Origin of the sequence: Halomonas campaniensis (assembly GCF_002211105.1) — a bacterium.
Lineage (GTDB): Bacteria > Pseudomonadota > Gammaproteobacteria > Pseudomonadales > Halomonadaceae > Vreelandella > Vreelandella campaniensis_A.
Genome location: NZ_JPUA01000034.1, coordinates 704,939 through 721,077 on the forward strand (window position 1 = coordinate 704,939; position 16,139 = coordinate 721,077).

At 55.5% G+C, this 16,139-nt stretch carries 18 protein-coding genes; 13 read left to right on the forward strand and 5 right to left on the reverse strand.

Going from position 1 to position 16,139, the window contains the following annotated elements; genetic code table 11:
- The first annotated feature begins 1 nt into the window (after position 1).
- The 4 genes from JI62_RS15675 to JI62_RS15690 all read left to right on the forward strand — a co-directional run bounded on the left by JI62_RS15675 (position 2) and on the right by JI62_RS15690 (position 3,818).
- Entirely contained in the window at positions 2-1,282 is a 1,281-nt protein-coding gene (locus JI62_RS15675; RefSeq protein WP_088701035.1) for a TRAP transporter large permease, read from the forward strand.
- Between the two features lie 17 nt (positions 1,283-1,299).
- On the forward strand, positions 1,300-1,827 hold the full coding sequence (locus JI62_RS15680; RefSeq protein ID WP_088701036.1) for a gluconokinase: 528 nt from the start codon (positions 1,300-1,302) through the stop codon (positions 1,825-1,827).
- Between the two features lie 75 nt (positions 1,828-1,902).
- A complete protein-coding gene (gene gntR, locus JI62_RS15685) occupies positions 1,903-2,898 on the forward strand; it encodes a gluconate operon transcriptional repressor GntR (protein ID WP_088701037.1) in 996 nt (331 codons plus the stop codon).
- Between the two features lie 71 nt (positions 2,899-2,969).
- Positions 2,970-3,818, forward strand: coding sequence for an MOSC domain-containing protein (locus JI62_RS15690; RefSeq protein WP_088701354.1), 849 nt, complete (start codon positions 2,970-2,972; stop codon positions 3,816-3,818).
- On the opposite strand, the gene JI62_RS15695 is transcribed toward JI62_RS15690, so the two are convergent.
- Positions 3,772-4,677, reverse strand: a complete 906-nt coding sequence (locus JI62_RS15695) for a DMT family transporter (RefSeq protein ID WP_088701038.1) — start codon at positions 4,675-4,677, stop codon at positions 3,772-3,774. The genes JI62_RS15690 and JI62_RS15695 overlap by 47 nt on opposite strands.
- A 204-nt stretch (positions 4,678-4,881) precedes the next feature.
- Here JI62_RS15695 and JI62_RS15700 point away from each other — a divergent pair, with 204 nt between their 5' ends.
- Positions 4,882-5,304 carry an OsmC family protein gene (locus tag JI62_RS15700; RefSeq protein ID WP_088701039.1) on the forward strand — a complete coding sequence of 141 codons (423 nt, stop codon included), beginning with the start codon at positions 4,882-4,884 and terminating at the stop codon, positions 5,302-5,304.
- Between the two features lie 169 nt (positions 5,305-5,473).
- Here the strand turns inward: JI62_RS15700 and JI62_RS15705 are convergent, their stop codons facing one another.
- A complete protein-coding gene (locus JI62_RS15705; protein WP_088701040.1) occupies positions 5,474-5,905 on the reverse strand; it encodes a PRC-barrel domain-containing protein in 432 nt (143 codons plus the stop codon).
- Between the two features lie 439 nt (positions 5,906-6,344).
- Here JI62_RS15705 and JI62_RS15715 point away from each other — a divergent pair, with 439 nt between their 5' ends.
- Positions 6,345-7,301, forward strand: a complete 957-nt coding sequence (locus JI62_RS15715) for a L,D-transpeptidase family protein (RefSeq protein WP_088701042.1) — start codon at positions 6,345-6,347, stop codon at positions 7,299-7,301.
- 164 nt (positions 7,302-7,465) lie between these two features.
- Here JI62_RS15715 and JI62_RS15720 read toward each other — a convergent pair whose 3' ends face one another.
- Positions 7,466-8,134, reverse strand: coding sequence for a 2OG-Fe(II) oxygenase (locus tag JI62_RS15720; protein WP_088701043.1), 669 nt, complete (start codon positions 8,132-8,134; stop codon positions 7,466-7,468).
- Complete coding sequence (locus JI62_RS15725) at positions 8,131-8,802, reverse strand: CoA pyrophosphatase (RefSeq protein WP_170938571.1); 672 nt, start codon at positions 8,800-8,802, stop codon at positions 8,131-8,133. The genes JI62_RS15720 and JI62_RS15725 overlap by 4 nt, the downstream gene beginning before the upstream one ends.
- Positions 8,803-8,896: 94 nt before the next feature.
- On the opposite strand from JI62_RS15725, the gene JI62_RS15730 reads away from it, so the two are divergent.
- The gene (locus tag JI62_RS15730) at positions 8,897-9,454 is read left to right on the forward strand and encodes an NUDIX hydrolase (protein WP_088701045.1); all 558 of its coding nucleotides are present in this window, start codon (positions 8,897-8,899) and stop codon (positions 9,452-9,454) included.
- 28 nt (positions 9,455-9,482) lie between these two features.
- Here JI62_RS15730 and JI62_RS15735 read toward each other — a convergent pair whose 3' ends face one another.
- Entirely contained in the window at positions 9,483-9,794 is a 312-nt protein-coding gene (locus tag JI62_RS15735) for an NGG1p interacting factor NIF3 (protein WP_088701046.1), read from the reverse strand.
- A gap of 142 nt (positions 9,795-9,936) precedes the next feature.
- Here JI62_RS15735 and JI62_RS15740 point away from each other — a divergent pair, with 142 nt between their 5' ends.
- The 6 genes from JI62_RS15740 to JI62_RS15765 all read left to right on the forward strand — a co-directional run bounded on the left by JI62_RS15740 (position 9,937) and on the right by JI62_RS15765 (position 16,108).
- Positions 9,937-10,887 (forward strand): sugar-binding transcriptional regulator, encoded by a 951-nt coding sequence (locus JI62_RS15740; RefSeq protein WP_088701047.1) that lies wholly within the window; start codon positions 9,937-9,939, stop codon positions 10,885-10,887.
- A gap of 172 nt (positions 10,888-11,059) precedes the next feature.
- Positions 11,060-12,382, forward strand: coding sequence for an ABC transporter substrate-binding protein (locus JI62_RS15745; RefSeq protein WP_088701048.1), 1,323 nt, complete (start codon positions 11,060-11,062; stop codon positions 12,380-12,382).
- 107 nt (positions 12,383-12,489) lie between these two features.
- On the forward strand, positions 12,490-13,380 hold the full coding sequence (locus JI62_RS15750; protein ID WP_088701049.1) for a carbohydrate ABC transporter permease: 891 nt from the start codon (positions 12,490-12,492) through the stop codon (positions 13,378-13,380).
- Positions 13,381-13,409: 29 nt separating this feature from the next.
- The gene (locus tag JI62_RS15755; protein ID WP_088701050.1) at positions 13,410-14,276 is read left to right on the forward strand and encodes a carbohydrate ABC transporter permease; all 867 of its coding nucleotides are present in this window, start codon (positions 13,410-13,412) and stop codon (positions 14,274-14,276) included.
- 12 nt (positions 14,277-14,288) lie between these two features.
- The gene (locus tag JI62_RS15760; protein WP_088701051.1) at positions 14,289-15,440 is read left to right on the forward strand and encodes an ABC transporter ATP-binding protein; all 1,152 of its coding nucleotides are present in this window, start codon (positions 14,289-14,291) and stop codon (positions 15,438-15,440) included.
- Entirely contained in the window at positions 15,437-16,108 is a 672-nt protein-coding gene (locus JI62_RS15765) for an HAD family hydrolase (protein ID WP_088701052.1), read from the forward strand. The genes JI62_RS15760 and JI62_RS15765 overlap by 4 nt, the downstream gene beginning before the upstream one ends.
- The last annotated feature ends 31 nt before the right edge of the window (positions 16,109-16,139 follow it).

Here is a 16,139-nt window from a genome sequence, read left to right on the forward strand (position 1 = left end):
CATGCTATGGATTTTTCTGGCCATTTTATTGGCCTCCATCGTTATTGGGCTGCCCATTGCCTTTGGTTTAGGCGTGGCAGCGTTGGTGATGGCGGTCCTCTCCGATATTCCACTGTCGATCATGATCGAACAGTCTATTCGTGGGGTTAACAGCTTTCCGCTGCTGGCAATCCCGTTCTTTATTTTAGTTGGCGAGGTGATGAGTAACGGCGGTATCGCGCGTCGCTTGATGGAACTGGCGGGTGCCTTGGTCGGCTTTATGCGCGGCGGTTTAGGGCAAGTGGCCATTACCGGTTCGATGTTTTTTGGGGGTATCAGTGGGTCAGCGGTAGCCGATACCGCCGCCACCGGCGCCATGATGATCCCCTCCATGAAAGAGCAGGGTTACACCGCAGCCAATGCCACCGCGATTAATACCGTCTCGTCGGTGATTGGGATCATTATTCCGCCTTCGATTCCGCTGATTCTGTACGGTATCGTCACCGAAACCTCCATTAGCCGCCTGTTTATCTCCGGTATTATCCCCGGCCTGTTGATTGGCTTTGCGCTGATGGTGACCACCTATATACTTGCCAAAAAGGATGGTGGGGGCGTGCAGCAGTTCCGCTGGGATCGTCTTTGGAATGCCTTTAAAGCTGCCTGGCTGGCGCTTGTGCTTCCGGTGATTGTGATTGGCGGTATTATTTTTGGCGTGTTTACGGCTACCGAAGCGGCCGTGGCGGCCCTGCTATACTCGCTGGCGATTTCGCTGATCGTGTACCGCGAGTTTAAGCTTAAAGAGCTTGTCGGTATGTTGATCCGTACGGCTCGTCTGACCGGCATGGTCATGATGTTACTGGCATTCGCGACGGTGATCGCTTGGTTCCTGACCATCAATATGGTGCCGCAAACCTTGGTCAGCCAGGTGCAGGCAATTACCCAAGATCCGTTTATGCTGCTGTTGATTGTGGCTTTCTTGCTGCTGTTGGTGGGGTTTGTGATGGACTTAACCCCGGCAATGGTGATCATGGCGCCTATGCTGGCACCCATTGTCACCTCGGTGGGGGTTGATGCAGCCTACTTCGGTGTGCTCATGGCGTTTGTATTAGGCATCGGGCTCTTAACCCCGCCGGTGGGCACCTGCCTCTATGTAGGCTGCGGTGTGGGTAAAGTCTCGATGGAGTCGTTGGTTAAAGCCATGCTGCCTTACTATGCGGCGCTCCTCGTGGTGTTGGTAGTTCTGATCGCCTTCCCAGGCATCGTTACTTGGCTGCCTGACCTCACTGCTGTACGCGGCAATTAAATAACAGGAGAGCCTCTGTGAAGAACCTCTCACAGCGTATTTTGGTGATGGGCGTGTCTGGTTGTGGGAAGTCACATATTGGCCAGCAGTTGGCGGACACTCTGGGCTCTACCTTTATTGACGGTGATGATTATCACTCCCCAGCCAACGTGGCTAAAATGGCCAGTGGCACGCCGCTCAACGATGATGACCGGAGCGAGTGGCTGGATACCTTGGCAGCACTGTTTGCCGATTATCGGGCAAGGGAGGAGTCGCTGGTAATTGCCTGTTCCGGGTTAAAAAAGCGTTATCGTGACCGGCTGAGGCAAGGAGACCCCGCACTGCAGATCCTCTATTTGGAGGGTAGCCGGGAGCTACTGCTTGAGCGGCTGGAAACCCGGGCCGGGCACTTCTTTAAAGGCGATACCATGTTGGCCAGTCAGTTGGCCGACCTGGAGCCGCCGAGTGAAGAGGAGGCCTTCAATGCCTCAATCACCTTGTCGCCCCAAGTGATTGTTGCGCAATTCGCGGCGACGCTGCCGGAGCCCAGTCGCTCGCCGCGATAAAGAAAAGAGTGCACGTTGGGGTCGCTTACAGCAGTTAGACCCCAATGCATGCATCTTGTATAAGGCAGTCACTTCTTGAAGAAAAAACGCCCCACCCTACAGGATATTGCCGACCACGTCGGGGCTACCAAAATGACGGTAAGCCGCTGCCTGCGAGACCCTGAAACCGTCTCGGAAGGCCTGCGTGAGCGCATTTTCTCGATTGCCGAACAGATTGGTTACATTCCCAATCGCGCACCGGATTTGCTCTCCAGGGCGACCAGCCACTCCATAGGGGTGCTGGTCCCGTCGCTCACCAACCAGGTATTCGCCGATGTGATCCTCGGTATCGAAACGCTGACGGAGCCTGCGGGCTATCACCTGATGCTTTCTCACTATGGCTATAGCCCTGAGCTGGAAGAGCGCAGCTTGGCCTCGCTGCTCTCCTATAATGTCGACGGGGTGATTTTGTCTGACCGTGACCATACGCCGCGCAGCCTGCGTATGCTGGAAACCGCCGGTATCCCGATTGTTGAAATCATGGATACCCACCGCCCTCCGCTGCAACAGGTGGTGGGTTACGATAACGTTCAAGCCGCGTATGACATGGTCAGCGAGATGATCATACGGGGGCGACGCCAGGTGATTTACCTGGCGGTGCGCCTGGATGAGCGTACTCGCCAACGTGAGCGTGGCTACCGCCAAGCCATGCGAGAGCATGGCTTAACACCTGTTACGCTACAAAGCACACAGCGCTCCTCTTACAGTGTGGGGGCGGCACTGCTGCAGCAGGTGATGGCAGATTACCCCGCAGCGGATGGTCTGTTCTGTACTAACGATGATGTTGCGGTAGGTGCCTATTTCGAATGCCTGCGGCGGGGAATCGATGTGCCAGGGCGGATGGCGCTAGCCGGTTTTCACGGCCACGATGTAGGTCAGGTAATGACGCCAAGACTCGCCAGCGTCGTCACGCCACGTCAGGCCATTGGTGAAACAGCCGCGCGGGAATTGCTAGCACGGATCCGGGGGGAGTCGCTGACCCGGCAAGTGGTCGATTTGGGCTATCGTATTGAAGTGGGAATGACCTTATAGAGCCCGTTATCGAGTAGCCGTTAGCAGTGTAAATGACTAAAGTAGCCTTTTACTTTTGTCGCGAGGCCGTCGTGCAGATTACTCAACTCACTATTTACCCCGTCAAATCACTAAAAGGCATCAGCGTCACTCAAAGCGAGCTGCAAGAGCACGGGCTAGCCTGGGATCGCCGCTGGATGCTGGTGGATGCGCAGCAGCGTTTTGTGACCCAGCGTCAACTCCCGGCGCTTGCCACCGTTGAGGTCGCGCTGACCGATGAGCACTTGGTGCTGTCGCATCCTAACGTCGAGCCGTTGAGCGTACCGCTGGCCGAACCCGAGGGGAATTTGCGCCTGGTTAGCGTATGGAATGACCACTGTAAAGCGCTGCCGGAGAGCGATGACGTATCGCGCTGGCTGGTCGCCGCTCTAGGCGAGCAGGCTCAGGGGTTAAGCATGGTGCGTTTTGCCACCGAGTTTAGCCGTGCGGTAGAGGAGGATTTTCTTGATGGCGGCGCTGCGCACACCTATTTCTCCGACGCATACCCCTTTTTGATTGCCACCACGGGGTCGTTAGACGCTCTAAACCAGGCGCTAGTGGCGGGCGGGCACGCTCCTGTGCCCATGAATCGCTTTCGGCCCAATATCGTCGTAGAGAGTGATGAGGCGTGGGCGGAGGATCGTTGGGCAACATTGTCAGAGCAAAGCGGCGCTTTTCAACTGGCGTTACGCAAGCCGTGTAAGCGCTGCAAAATCACCACCATTGATCAGCATACGGCCGCAGTGCCTGCCCCGGCTGAACCGCTAAAAACCTTGATTGAACTCAATACGCAACCCAGCCTGAAAGGCGCGCATTTTGGCCAAAATGCCACGCTGCTTGAAGGCGCCGGCAGTGTTATTCGTGTGGGGGATAGGCTGGCGGCGGTGTCTCGCGACGCTTAATGCGCAGCAGGTTAGTGGCAATTGCCGTGCCGATCAGGGTTATCACCATACCGGCGATAATTTGCAGGTTGAGCGTTTCGCCAAGCAGCAAATAGCCCCATATCAGCGCGCTTACTGGTACCAGAAATGTGACCGTTGAGGTGGCAGTGGCGCCCGCGCTGGCAAGTAAGCCAAAGTAGAGCAGAAAAGCCAGCGTGGTGCTAAGCGCAGCCAAGGCCAAGGCATTGCCCCACGCCAGTGGGCTAATGGGTTCGCTCGGCCACAACAATATGCCGGGAATCAGCAGCACCAGCGCCGACATAGCGCTGCTGCCTGCGGCCAGTACACGGGTTGGTAGATGGCCAAGGCGCGTTTTTGAGTAGTTGCCTGCAATACCGTAGCAAAATGTGGCGCCTAAAACGGCCAAAATGAACCAGCCGTCGCCGCCCAGGGCAAAATCGAGCCGATCGGCCGAGAGCACGTAAACACCCAGGAGTGCCAATGCAAGTCCTAGATACTGTTGGCGCAGTATCGCGGTAGCGAAGAACAGCGCGCCAAGCAGCGCAGTAAAAATCGGCGTGGTGGCATTAATCAGCGAGGTAAAGCCCGCTTCAAGGCGCGTGGTGGCAAGTGCCAGTAGTGAAAAAGGCAGTACGTGATTGACCACCCCTAAAAACAGCAGCGACCCCTTGTGCTGCCAGATGAGTCTTAGATAGTGCAGGCTGATCAACAGCGGCATCAATAGCAGCGCACCAATGCCCATGCGCACCAGCACTAACGGCACTGCACCAAACTCGGGGGCGGCCACGCGCATAAAGATAAACGACAGGCCCCATAGCGAAGAGAGCAGTATCAAGCGCAGCGCATCAGCCGACGACATGGCGAGTCCTTAACGTTCAAGAAGTGATCCAGTTAGGTAGCTAACCAGCTTAAGGCCGAATAGAAGGGGATGGAAGTGATTGAAGCACGGGGTCGGCAGAACAGGAGAAAATCAGCTACGCTGGTTAGGTGGTCGAGCGGCAACTGCCGTTAGGCTTTGTCTGACAACATGTCTATGTATAATCGCACACACAAGGAGTTGTTCATGGATCGTAAAGCTAGTGCACGTTGGGAAGGTGGTCTCAAGGATGGTAAAGGCACCGTTTCAACCGAAAGTGGCGTTTTAGATGCCAAGTACTCCTTCAGCAAGCGCTTTGAAGATGAAAAAGGCACCAATCCTGAAGAGCTGATCGGTGCGGCACACGCCAGCTGTTTCTCAATGGCGCTCTCAATGATTTTGGGCGAGAAGGGCTATACCGCTGACGCTATCGAAACCAGTGCCAAAGTGACTCTTTCCCAAAGTGATGCCGGGTTCGATATCTCGAAAATTCACCTGGACGTTGTTGCTGAGATCAATGGCGCTGACGAAGCCGCTTTTCAGGAAGCAGCGGAAACGGCTAAAGCTAACTGTCCTGTTTCCAAGGTTCTTAATGCAGATATAAGTATGACGGCTAAATTAAAAGGCTGACGATAAGCTATTTTGATAGCTTACGTTTTCAATAGCATAAGTTATGGTGCCGCCACATTGATTGATGTGGCGGCATTTTTACTTTTTTTATTGTCTGAATGAGTAGAAAAAGTGTTGATCATAAAAAAGCCTTGGCAAATGCCAAGGCTTTTTTGGAACTAATTAGCGTTTACTCATCTTCGCTTTTATCTTCGCTACGCTGATACTCTTCAGCAGCTTCAAGGGCATCTTCTGAAGCATTAACGGTGATGACATAATTTTCGCCATCTTCGTCTTTGGTTAGCTCAAGTGAATCCCACTCGATAGCGACATTTTTCTCGCCCATGCCCAGAAAGCCACCAACGCCAACGACAACAGCGTTAATCTGACCATCTTCATCAATTACTAAGTCAGTGATGGTGCCAATATCTTCATCATCTTCGACGCTGCTTTTGACCTGGTTGCCGGTTAGGGCGTCAGCATGGAAAGTGCCTGCTGGCGTTTCAGTCAGGTAAGTTGCTTCCATGGTGGAGGTGTTCTCTTCAGCGTTTACGGTGCCTGCGGCAAACATAAAGGCCGGAACCATGAGAGTGCCTAAAATAGCGGGTTTAACCATTTTCATTTTGCTTGCTCCTTGCGATTTTATTGGGCTTAACGACTCCGCGTAACAACCCGAATAAATCAATAGTAACGGTATTAGCTTCGTTTAAAATAAAATAAGCGATGGCAATGCCGGGGCTATTATTCCTAAGTGAGTTAATTACCCTGAATAGCTAATACATTAAGGTATTGCATTAGGATAATTGACGCTGTCTTGCGCGTCACTGCGCTAAGACACTTATCAGGTTAGTCGCTGTGTTCAAAAATACAACCATTCAATTGAAGATTCTAACTAATGGGGCGCTTCTAGGGTTTCTCCCATGGCCCGGCATCCGCGCCTTCGTGCGACAGTCTGTCGAGTTGACCCATCCTCGATCAGTGGTCATATTCATCTCCAAATGGCTCACTTTTATCCTCGGTTTGATAAAAGTGAGGTCGCATAAAAAGGAGAACCTCTGACCATGAACCCCCACCCTTTGCAGACTATCAAGCAGCTCTGCGTCAGTAGTATTGCGTTAGGCGCATGGCTTTTTGCCTCGAGCGCGACAGCCGATAACAGCGAGCTGCCCAAAGGGCATTTTCTGTTGCCTGAAGTGGGCAATATGGTTGGCCAGGTGTATACCGTCACGGCGGCCGAAGATGACACACTGCTGGATATTGCCCGCATACACAACGTGGGCTATGAAGAAATTCGTATGGCTAATCCTGATGTTAGTCTCTGGGTTCCGGGAGAAGGAACAGAGGTCACTATCCCTGGGCAGTTTATTCTTCCCGATGAGGAGCGAACAGGGATCGTCATCAATGTGGCGGAGCTGCGCCTCTACTACTACCCCGATGTCGAGGCCGGAGAAGCGCCGCGGGTGGAGACTTATCCTATTGGTATTGGGCGTGACGCCTATAATACGCCGCTGGGGATTACCGAGACGACCATGCGCCTTGAAAATCCAGCCTGGTACCCACCTGAGTCGATTCGTCGTGAAGCTGCTGAGCGTGGTGATCCCGCCCCCGCGGTTGTGCCTCCCGGCGCCGATAACCCCTTAGGTAAATACGCTATTCTGCTGGATATTCCCGGTTACCTGATCCATGGCACCAATCAGCCTGATGGCATTGGCATGCGCGCTAGCCGTGGCTGTATCCGCATGCACCCTGAAGATATTGAGTCAGTTTTTTGGCGGGTGCCAGTAGGCACGCAAGTCAATATTATCGATTCGCCTATTAAAGTAGGCTGGGATACCAGCGGTAAAGGCTACATTCAGGCGTTTACCGCCACGGATGAAAACGCTTATGGCATGGACACGCTATTAAACGTGGTCGGGCTTATTGAAGAGCACGAGGGCGATAACACGCATAGCGCCAATTATGAGCAGGTGCGCGAAGTGCTGGAGCGGGCCAACGGGCAAATTGTTCCGCTTAGCTAAGCTGTTGTAGCGCTTAAAACGCTAGGATTTGTCTGAAAACTGGCTGCGCTCGACCATACGGCGTTAAAAATCGGCTCAAAGTACTCATTTACGACACGTAAACTCCGTCTTTTCGTCGATTTTTGCCTTGTCTGGCCTTCGCTCGCCGACTTTTCAGACAAACCCTAACGTGCAGGGTCAAGCACGCCACCCAGTGACGCATTGCGCCGAAACCAGCCCGCGATGCTGGTGCGCGGGTGGCGGGTTGGCAGTACTTCGTGGGGAATGGTTTCAGATAGAAAACAGGCGAAAGTGCCTGCTTCGGGGATGACCCGGGCGACTTCCTGGCTGGGGGCGTCAGGGTGATAAATCACCATTTCACCGCCGCCATCGCTTGGCCAGTTGGGGGTCAGATAGCCAACCGTTGAGATGACCCGGTTGGCGCGACCGCGAAAGCTATCCAAGTGTCGCTGATAGAATGCGCCGGGGGGGTAGTGGGCAAAGTGAGCCTCGTACTCAAACAGGCCCAAAAACAGCGCGTGGTTAAGCGCCTGCTGTAGCTCGCTCATGGCGTCTAAATAACGCCGTTGGGCAGCGCTCTCTCGATCCAGCCAGTGAATTGCGTCGCCACGGATATCTTTACGCAGCAGGTGCTGTTGGCCACGGCCAATGCCCGCTTCATCCAGTCCGTTATACGCCGCCCGGTGCAGCAACTCTTGGTTCAGCGCGGCGCATAGTTCCAGGTCGATGACCTCGCGGCCTACATACCAGCCCTGTTCAACCAGCGCATCCACCAGGGTGAGCTGCGTTGCGGGCTGTAGCGCAGGTGACGGCGTAGCAATATTGGGTGTCATTGGTTGGATCTCGATGGCGCCGAGCCCGAAACGGTCGTGGAGGATGTTGATAGGCGGCTTTTGCGTTCAGGGTAGTGGCGCAAAGGTCCGTGGGGGCGTTGATATAGGTCGATCGGCATACCAAAACCTTCAGCCAGCAGTTCCACCAGCATCATGGCCGAAAGCCCCCAGATGACATGGCCGTCTACGTGGTAGCTGGGCACGTAGTGGGCCACCCCATCCACGGTAATCACATCGGTATGCGTACGGTGGTCGTCTAGAAAGTGGCTCAGCGGTACTTCAAAAATGGTGTCTAATTCGCCGGGGTCGGCAACCAAGGGTAGATCCGGCGGAATAATACCCACCCAGGGGGTGACGCGAATGCCGTGCAGCGAAATAACGTCCGACAGCCGCCCCAGGGGTTGCACCAGAGCGGGGTCAAGGGCAATCTCTTCTTCTGCCTCACGAAGCGCCGTAGCGTAGAGATCAGCGTCAAAGGGTTCGCGCTTACCACCCGGGAACGCCACCTGGCCGCTATGGGTGCTCAAATGGCTGGCCCGGCGGGTAAACAGTAAAGTAGGCACTGGGCGCTCGACAATCGGCAACAGCACGGCGGCCTCGGGCATCACGATGTGATCCAAGCGTTGAGGCGTCAGTTGTTGCAGCCGTTTACGCAGTTTCTCTAACATAGGGCATCCCGTTACTTTGTTCTCTTTTACCCAGCAGCGGTCGTTGGCGTCAAGGGCGTCGAGGCTTCTATTCACTAGCCGTTGAGAATATGCGATGAATTTCTGTAGCCAGTGTGGTGCTAAAGTACGGTTTGCCGTCCCGGAAGGGGATGACCGCCCGCGCTATCTGTGCGATGCCTGCGGCACTATTCACTATCAAAATCCACGCATCGTGGCCGGTACGCTGCCCGTTAGCGGGAGTAAAGTGCTGCTCTGTAAGCGCGCGATTTCACCGCGCAAAGGCTACTGGACGCTGCCTGCTGGCTATATGGAAAATGCCGAGTCAACCCAGCAGGCCGCTTCCAGAGAGACTCGGGAAGAGGCCTGTGCCGAAGTCGAGCTGGCCAACCTCTACACGCTCATTGACCTACCGCATATCAATCAGGTGTATATGATTTTCCGCGCCGAGCTGGTGGGAGGCTTTAGCGCCGGGCCGGAAAGCCTGGAAGTCGCGCTATTTGAAGAGCACGAAATCCCCTGGGATGAATTGGCTTTCACCACCATTGAGCGCACGCTACGTCACTTTTACGCTGACCGCGCCCTCAATGAGTTTCCGCTGCATATCAGCATGGTGACCCCCGAAGACCGCGAGCGCTATTTTGGCAGCGCGTGAGTCATTCACACCCCGACGAAAAATCCACTTACAGATCGGCCAACTGCCATACATCATAAGCGACTTCTTCGTAGGGGTGGGCTAGTTTTAAGGCCGCGATGGCGCCGTGAATATGCGCTTCCTCGCACAGCAACTCGACTTTGAACTCTTCGACCTTTTCCAAGCTGCCCACTGAGCCGATATGCGGGTGGGCCCCCTCGGTTGGGCGAAACTGGCCCGTACCGCGGGTTTGGAAACAGGCGTTTTCGTAGGCGCCTACACGCCCTGCACCGGCCTCAAACACCGCCTGCTTGACGCTTTCGGCATCTTCTATGGGGACAAAAAAAGCGAGCTTATACATGGTGTATCTCCAAATGATCGGTTCATTGGAAAGCGCTAAACGGTGGCTATCTTAGCGGATAGGTGACTATTGGTCTCGGGCTTGGCTTTGTATGATGATATTTTTATGACGTTTCCCCTATGACTGTTAGACGAGCCGCCCCATGGATAAATTTGAAGTGAAGTTGGATCAGGCCGCCAGGGCTGCCTGGATGTCCTACGTCGGTGGAATGACTCAGGATGAGATCGCCAGCCAGTTGGGTGTTTCACGCCCCGGCGTTCAGCGTTTATTAGCCTTGGCCCGCCAGGAGGGGCTGGTAAAAGTCCATATCGATCATCCGATCTCTCACTGTATGGCGTTGGGCAGCACGCTGCGCGATCACTTCGGTTTGACCTACTGTGAAGTGGTGCCCGCTGATAACCATGCCGCCGACAGCGCCGCCTCCTACTTGGCAGTTGCGGCCGCCGAGCGCATAGCGCAACTGGTTGAGCGCAGCGAACCGTTGACGCTTTCGCTGGGCACCGGGCGTTCGGTGCGGGCAGCGGTAGAAGCGCTTAGCCGTGTCGAGCGGCCCCAGCACCGCTTTGTGTCGCTGGTGGGCAATGTCGCCCGGGATGGCTCGGCCAACCGCTACGATGCGGTGATGGTAATGGCGGATAAAACCGGCGGCGAACGCTTCTTGCTGCCGGCACCGGTGGTCGCCGAGTCGCTGGCTGAAAAAGAGGCAATGCTTGCCCAGCGGCTGTTTAAGGCGATTGCTGATGTGGCCAGAGAGTCAGAGGCCGCCTTTATCGGTATCGGGCGTATTGATCGTCAGGCCACGCTGTTTCAAGACCACTTTATTAGTGAAAGCGAGCTGGACGAGTTACTGGGACTGAAAGCAGTGGGGGAATTGCTAGGTTGGCCGCTGAACCGAGACGGCGAAGTGATCGACTGCTCCATTACGCGGCGGGTCACCAGTCTTCCCCTGGAGCGCTTTGGTAAGCACCACATGGTAGCCATCGCCGGTGGCCACGAAAAAGCCCCGGCGATACATGCCGCGCTACGCGGCGGCTGGCTGAAAGGGTTGGTGACTGACGAAGTGGCCGCTAGACAGATTGTTGAGTCGTTATAGGTGTTTAACGCTCTGGGTGTGCACTGCAACATGCATTAGAGGTTATGAATTAGCGTAAAGTCTAAGCTAATCAGCTTTGCTTTTTTTTGGCTTACGTACGATCATTTGTTCGATAGGTGATCAATAAGATCAAGGCGACAACAATGCCAATACCAGCCCATAGGAGTGCTTTATGCGACTCGCACGTCACTTGCCCGTTACCACGTTAGCGGCCGCCATTGCCATATCGGGCCATGCCCAGGCGCAAACTGAAATTACCGTGGCCACGGTTAATAACAACGATATGGTGATTATGCAGAGCCTCACCGAGGCTTTCGAAGAGGCACATCCCGACATCACCCTGGATTGGGTGGTGCTGGAGGAGAACGTGCTTCGTCAACGCATGACCACCGATATTGCCACCGGTGGCGCCCAGTTCGATGTCATGACGATTGGTACTTACGAAGTGCCTATTTGGGCTGAGCGCGGCTGGCTTTCACCGCTGGATAATCTGCCCGACGCCTACAATGAAGACGACCTGCTAGCCTCCGTTCGCGATGGTTTAAGCTACGACGATACGCTTCACGCACTGCCGTTTTATGCTGAAAGCTCAATGATGTACTACCGCACGGATCTATTCGAAGAAGCGGGCATTGAGATGAGCGAGCAACCCACCTGGGAAGAGGTGCGCGAGTGGGCGGGTGAGCTACATGGCACCCAGGATGGCTTGGCTGGGATCTGTTTACGCGGCAAGCCTGGCTGGGGCGAAAACATGGCGTTTGTCTCCACCCTGGTGAACACCTACGGTGGCCGCTGGTTTGACGAAGAGTGGAACCCTGAACTCAACTCTGAAGCCTGGGTGAACGCTATTCAGTTTTATGTCGATTTGCTCAACGACTACGGCCCGCCGGGGGCTAGCTCCAACGGCTTTAACGAAAATCTGGCGCTATTCTCCCGTGGCAACTGCGCCATGTGGGTGGATGCCACCTCGGCAGCCGGCAAACTGTATGACGGCAATGAGTCCGATGTGGCGGACAGCCTAGGGTTTGACCCGGCACCCGTGGCCGAAACACCTAAGGGCTCCCACTGGTTGTGGTCCTGGGCGTTAGCCATCCCGGCTTCTTCAGAGAACCAGGACGCGGCGCGTGAGTTTATTACCTGGGCAACCTCCCAGGAGTACATTGAGCTGGTGGGTGAAACCCAAGGCTGGACCAGTGTGCCACCAGGCACCCGGGAATCGACCTACGCCAATGAGCAGTACACCGAAGCCGCGCCCTTTGCTGACTTCGTGCTAAAGGCCATTAAGGATGCCGACCCCACCGACTCCACCCTGGAGCCCAATCCTTACGTGGGTGTTCAGTTCGTCGGTATTCCCGAGTTTCAGTCGATCGGTACCCAGGTGGGGCAAACCATTGCCGCGGCGTTAACCGGTGATACCACGGTGGAGCAAGCGCTAGAGAGTGCTCAGCGTGCCACCGAACGCACCATGCAGCGGGCTGGCTACATCGAACGATAAAAGAGAATGACGCCTGCCTTCCTCTTGTTTACTACAGCGGAGGCAGGTGTTTTATCGATGTTTTCGAGCAGTTTTTGTAAACAGCCTCGTACTTCGCAGGTAACCCCATGACTAAAACACGTGCTTCCGGCCGTACCGTCGGTGGGCTGAGAACGCTGTCGCTCCAAGCGCCGGCCGTGACGCTACTGCTGCTATGGATGATTGTGCCGTTAGGCATGACGCTATGGTTCTCTTTTCAGTATTACAACCTGCTCATGCCCGGTATGACTGGCTTTGCCGGGTTGGAAAACTATGAATACCTGCTCACCGACCCAGCGCTGTGGGCAGCGATGGGTAACACGCTGCTGCTGGTGGGGTGGGTGCTGGCGATTACCGTGGTGGGCGGCACCCTGCTAGCGGTGCTCTTCCAGCAAGAGTTCGCAGGACGCGGGATCGCCCGTGTACTGGCGATTTCACCGTTTTTTGTGATGCCCACCGTGAGCGCTCTGGTGTGGAAAAACATGATGATGCACCCCTCTAACGGGGTGCTGGCGTGGCTGGCTGAGTCCATCGGGTTGCCCGCTGTCGACTGGTTCTCCTCGCTGCCGCTGACCTCGATTGTGATCATCGTGGCTTGGCAGTGGCTGCCGTTTGCACTGCTGATTCTGCTCACCGCCATGCAGTCGCTGGATGAGGATCAAGTGGAGGCCGCCAGAATGGACGGGGCAGGGCCGGTGGCGATTTTCTTCTTTATTACGCTGCCGCACCTAAAACGGGCCATTAGCGTGGTCATCATGATTGAGATGATCTTCCTGCTGACTATTTTTGCCGAGATCTTTGTCACCACCTCCGGTGGGCCTGGCTTGGCCACTACCAATCTGGCCTACCTGATTTACATTCGTGCGCTGCTGGATTTTGACGTGGGCACTGCCTCCGCCGGTGGAGTGATCGCAATCATTCTCGCCAATATCGTGGCGATCTTCCTGGTTCGAATGGTAGCCAAAAACCTGGAAGAGTAGACCGGCACTTGTGTCCTGGGAGTACTTCGATGACAACATTAAATTCCAAAACCGCCGCGCCTCACTCTGTGTCGGGGTGGCGGTCGGCGCAAAGCAAGCGCGCCATCATAACGGTGCTGGGCTGGTCAGTAGCATTAGTGATCTTCTTTCCGATCTTTTGGATGATCCTGACCGGGTTTAAAACGGAATCGGCGGCGATTGCTGACCCCACGCTGATTTTTTCGCCCACCCTGGAAAGCTACCAGGCGGTACAGGCACGCTCGGGCTATACCCGATTTGCACTCAACAGTGTAGTGGTGGCCTTTGGTTCGACGTTCTTCGCGCTGTTGATTGCGATTCCTTCAGCCTATGCCATGGCTTTTTTGCCGACTAAACGCACCAAGGGCACGTTGCTGTGGATGCTCTCTACCAAAATGTTGCCCTCGGTAGGTGTGCTGGTGCCGATTTACCTGATTTTTCGCGACGTTGGGCTACTCGATACCCGCACCGGCCTAATCATTGTCTATACGCTGATGAACCTGCCGATCGTGGTGTGGATGCTCTACACCTTCTTTAAGGATATGCCTAAAGACATTCTTGAAGCGGGGCGAATGGACGGTGCTTCGACACTGCAGGAAGTGTGCTTTCTGTTGCTGCCACTCACGCTGCCGGGGATCGCCTCAACGGGCCTGCTATCAGTCATTTTGAGTTGGAACGAGGCGTTCTGGAGTCTCAACCTAACGACCTCAAATGCTGCGCCGTTAACCGCCTATATAGCCTCATTCTCAAGCCCTGAGGGGCTGTTCTGGGCCAAATTGTCCGCCGCTTCCACCATGGCGATTGCGCCGATTTTGATACTTGGTTGGATGACCCAAAAACAAATGGTGCGCGGCCTCACCTTTGGTGCCGTCAAGTAAAGGATCTTCCTCATGGCAACACTACAACTGCACAATATTACCAAGCGTTTCGGCGATACCGAGGTGATCAAGGGCATCGACCTTGAGGTGAGTGACCGCGAATTTGTGGTCTTCGTAGGGCCTTCCGGCTGTGGTAAATCGACCCTAATGCGCATGATCGCCGGACTGGAGAGTGCCTCTGACGGCGATATTCTGATCGACGGCCAGCGCATCAATGACGTAGGCCCAGCCGATCGCGGCCTCGCCATGGTGTTTCAGAGCTACGCGCTCTATCCGCACATGACGGTAGAGGACAACATGGGGTTCAGCATGCGCTTGGCGGGGGTGCCCAAAGAGGAGCGACGGGCCAAAGTGCTGGAAGCGGCCAAGATTCTGCAGCTGGAGCCACTGTTGGATCGCAAGCCCAAAGCGCTCTCCGGCGGTCAGCGCCAACGGGTAGCGATTGGCCGGGCGATTGTACGTAACCCCAGTATCTTCCTGTTTGATGAGCCGCTCTCCAACTTGGATGCTGCGCTGCGGGTTCAGATGCGTATCGAGCTGGCGCGCCTGCACGATGAGCTGGACGCCACCATGATCTACGTCACCCATGATCAGATCGAAGCGATGACCATGGCGGATAAAATCGTCGTGCTCCACGACGGTGTGGTCGAGCAGGTGGGCTCGCCTATGGCGCTCTACCATCATCCGCGTAATCGCTTTGTAGCGGGTTTTATCGGCTCGCCGAAAATGAATTTTCTGCCGGTAACGCTGATCAGCGTTTCGCCTGAAGGCGTGGGGATTCGGATGCCCGGTGGCGGTGAACGCAGCGTGCCGGTGGACGGTCAGCACTTGGAGGCCAACGCCCCCCTTGAGCTGGGTGTTCGCCCGGAACACTTAGTGCTTGATGAGCAGGGCCCGTTGAGCGGTGAAATTAAAGTCTTGGAGCGGCTAGGCGGCCAGACCTCGCTCTATGTCCAGATGGACGACGAACTCATCACTATCATGGCCGATGGTGACGTGGCCTACCGGGTCAACGATACGGTGCATTTCGGCTTTGCCCCTGAGCGTGCCCATCTTTTTGAGGCTAGCGGCCTGGCCCTGCCCAGCTTGCAGCAGCACCCTCTGGCGGGTCTGACCCGCCACGATAACCGTGCCCCCGGCTCGCCTTCTGAGGAGCCTGCATGAGGACACTCATCTTTGACTGTGATGGCGTGCTGGTCGATAGCGAAGCCCTTGCCGAAGGCACTTTGGTGGAGTACCTCTCCCATTGGCTGCCCGATCTGAATATCGATCAGGAACTTGGCCAGGCGCTGGGGATGACCACGGCGGCTATTCTCGCTCATCTCGAATCGTTAAGCGCCCACGCCCTGCCAGTGGATGCCACTGAACAAGTGGATACCGCCATTGAGGCGCGTCTGGCGCGAGAGCTTAAAGCCATAGAGGGAGCTGACAAAGCGATTCGTGGCATCACATTGGAGAAGGCGGTGGTCTCCAACAGTCGCCGCAGCCGCGTGCTGGCGTCACTGGCGAGCACGGGATTGGCCGATGCGTTTGGCGAGGTGCCTATTTTTACCGCTGACCAGGTGGCTAATCCCAAGCCCGACCCTGCGCTCTATCGCTTGGCGGCCTCTCACTTAGGCCAAGTACCAAGGGACTGCCTGGTGGTAGAGGATAGCGTGGCCGGGGTGACCGCCGCCCATGCCGCAGGTATGTGCGTGATTGGGTTCGTCGGTGCCAGCCATGTGGATGCTGAGCAGTCGACGCGGCTGACGCAAGCCGGCGCCTGGCGCATTTTAGCGCATATGCATGGCCTGGAAGCGTTGGTGGATGAGTGGCAAGCCAGTGGTCCATAGATCACTTAATGAAGGGTTCCCGGCAATAACG

Bases quoted from the DNA above. Each gene is read 5' to 3' on its own strand.
- JI62_RS15675 (WP_088701035.1), top strand. From the start codon at position 2: ATGCTATGGATTTTTCTGGCCATTTTATTGGCCTCCATCGTTATTGGG.
- JI62_RS15695 (WP_088701038.1), bottom strand. From the start codon at position 4,677: ATGTCGTCGGCTGATGCGCTGCGCTTGATACTGCTCTCTTCGCTATGG.
- JI62_RS15700 (WP_088701039.1), top strand. From the start codon at position 4,882: ATGGATCGTAAAGCTAGTGCACGTTGGGAAGGTGGTCTCAAGGATGGT.
- JI62_RS15705 (WP_088701040.1), bottom strand. From the start codon at position 5,905: ATGAAAATGGTTAAACCCGCTATTTTAGGCACTCTCATGGTTCCGGCC.
- JI62_RS15715 (WP_088701042.1), top strand. From the start codon at position 6,345: ATGAACCCCCACCCTTTGCAGACTATCAAGCAGCTCTGCGTCAGTAGT.
- JI62_RS15720 (WP_088701043.1), bottom strand. From the start codon at position 8,134: ATGACACCCAATATTGCTACGCCGTCACCTGCGCTACAGCCCGCAACG.
- JI62_RS15725 (WP_170938571.1), bottom strand. From the start codon at position 8,802: ATGTTAGAGAAACTGCGTAAACGGCTGCAACAACTGACGCCTCAACGC.
- JI62_RS15730 (WP_088701045.1), top strand. From the start codon at position 8,897: ATGAATTTCTGTAGCCAGTGTGGTGCTAAAGTACGGTTTGCCGTCCCG.
- JI62_RS15735 (WP_088701046.1), bottom strand. From the start codon at position 9,794: ATGTATAAGCTCGCTTTTTTTGTCCCCATAGAAGATGCCGAAAGCGTC.
- JI62_RS15740 (WP_088701047.1), top strand. From the start codon at position 9,937: ATGGATAAATTTGAAGTGAAGTTGGATCAGGCCGCCAGGGCTGCCTGG.
- JI62_RS15745 (WP_088701048.1), top strand. From the start codon at position 11,060: ATGCGACTCGCACGTCACTTGCCCGTTACCACGTTAGCGGCCGCCATT.
- JI62_RS15750 (WP_088701049.1), top strand. From the start codon at position 12,490: ATGACTAAAACACGTGCTTCCGGCCGTACCGTCGGTGGGCTGAGAACG.
- JI62_RS15755 (WP_088701050.1), top strand. From the start codon at position 13,410: ATGACAACATTAAATTCCAAAACCGCCGCGCCTCACTCTGTGTCGGGG.
- JI62_RS15760 (WP_088701051.1), top strand. From the start codon at position 14,289: ATGGCAACACTACAACTGCACAATATTACCAAGCGTTTCGGCGATACC.
- JI62_RS15765 (WP_088701052.1), top strand. From the start codon at position 15,437: ATGAGGACACTCATCTTTGACTGTGATGGCGTGCTGGTCGATAGCGAA.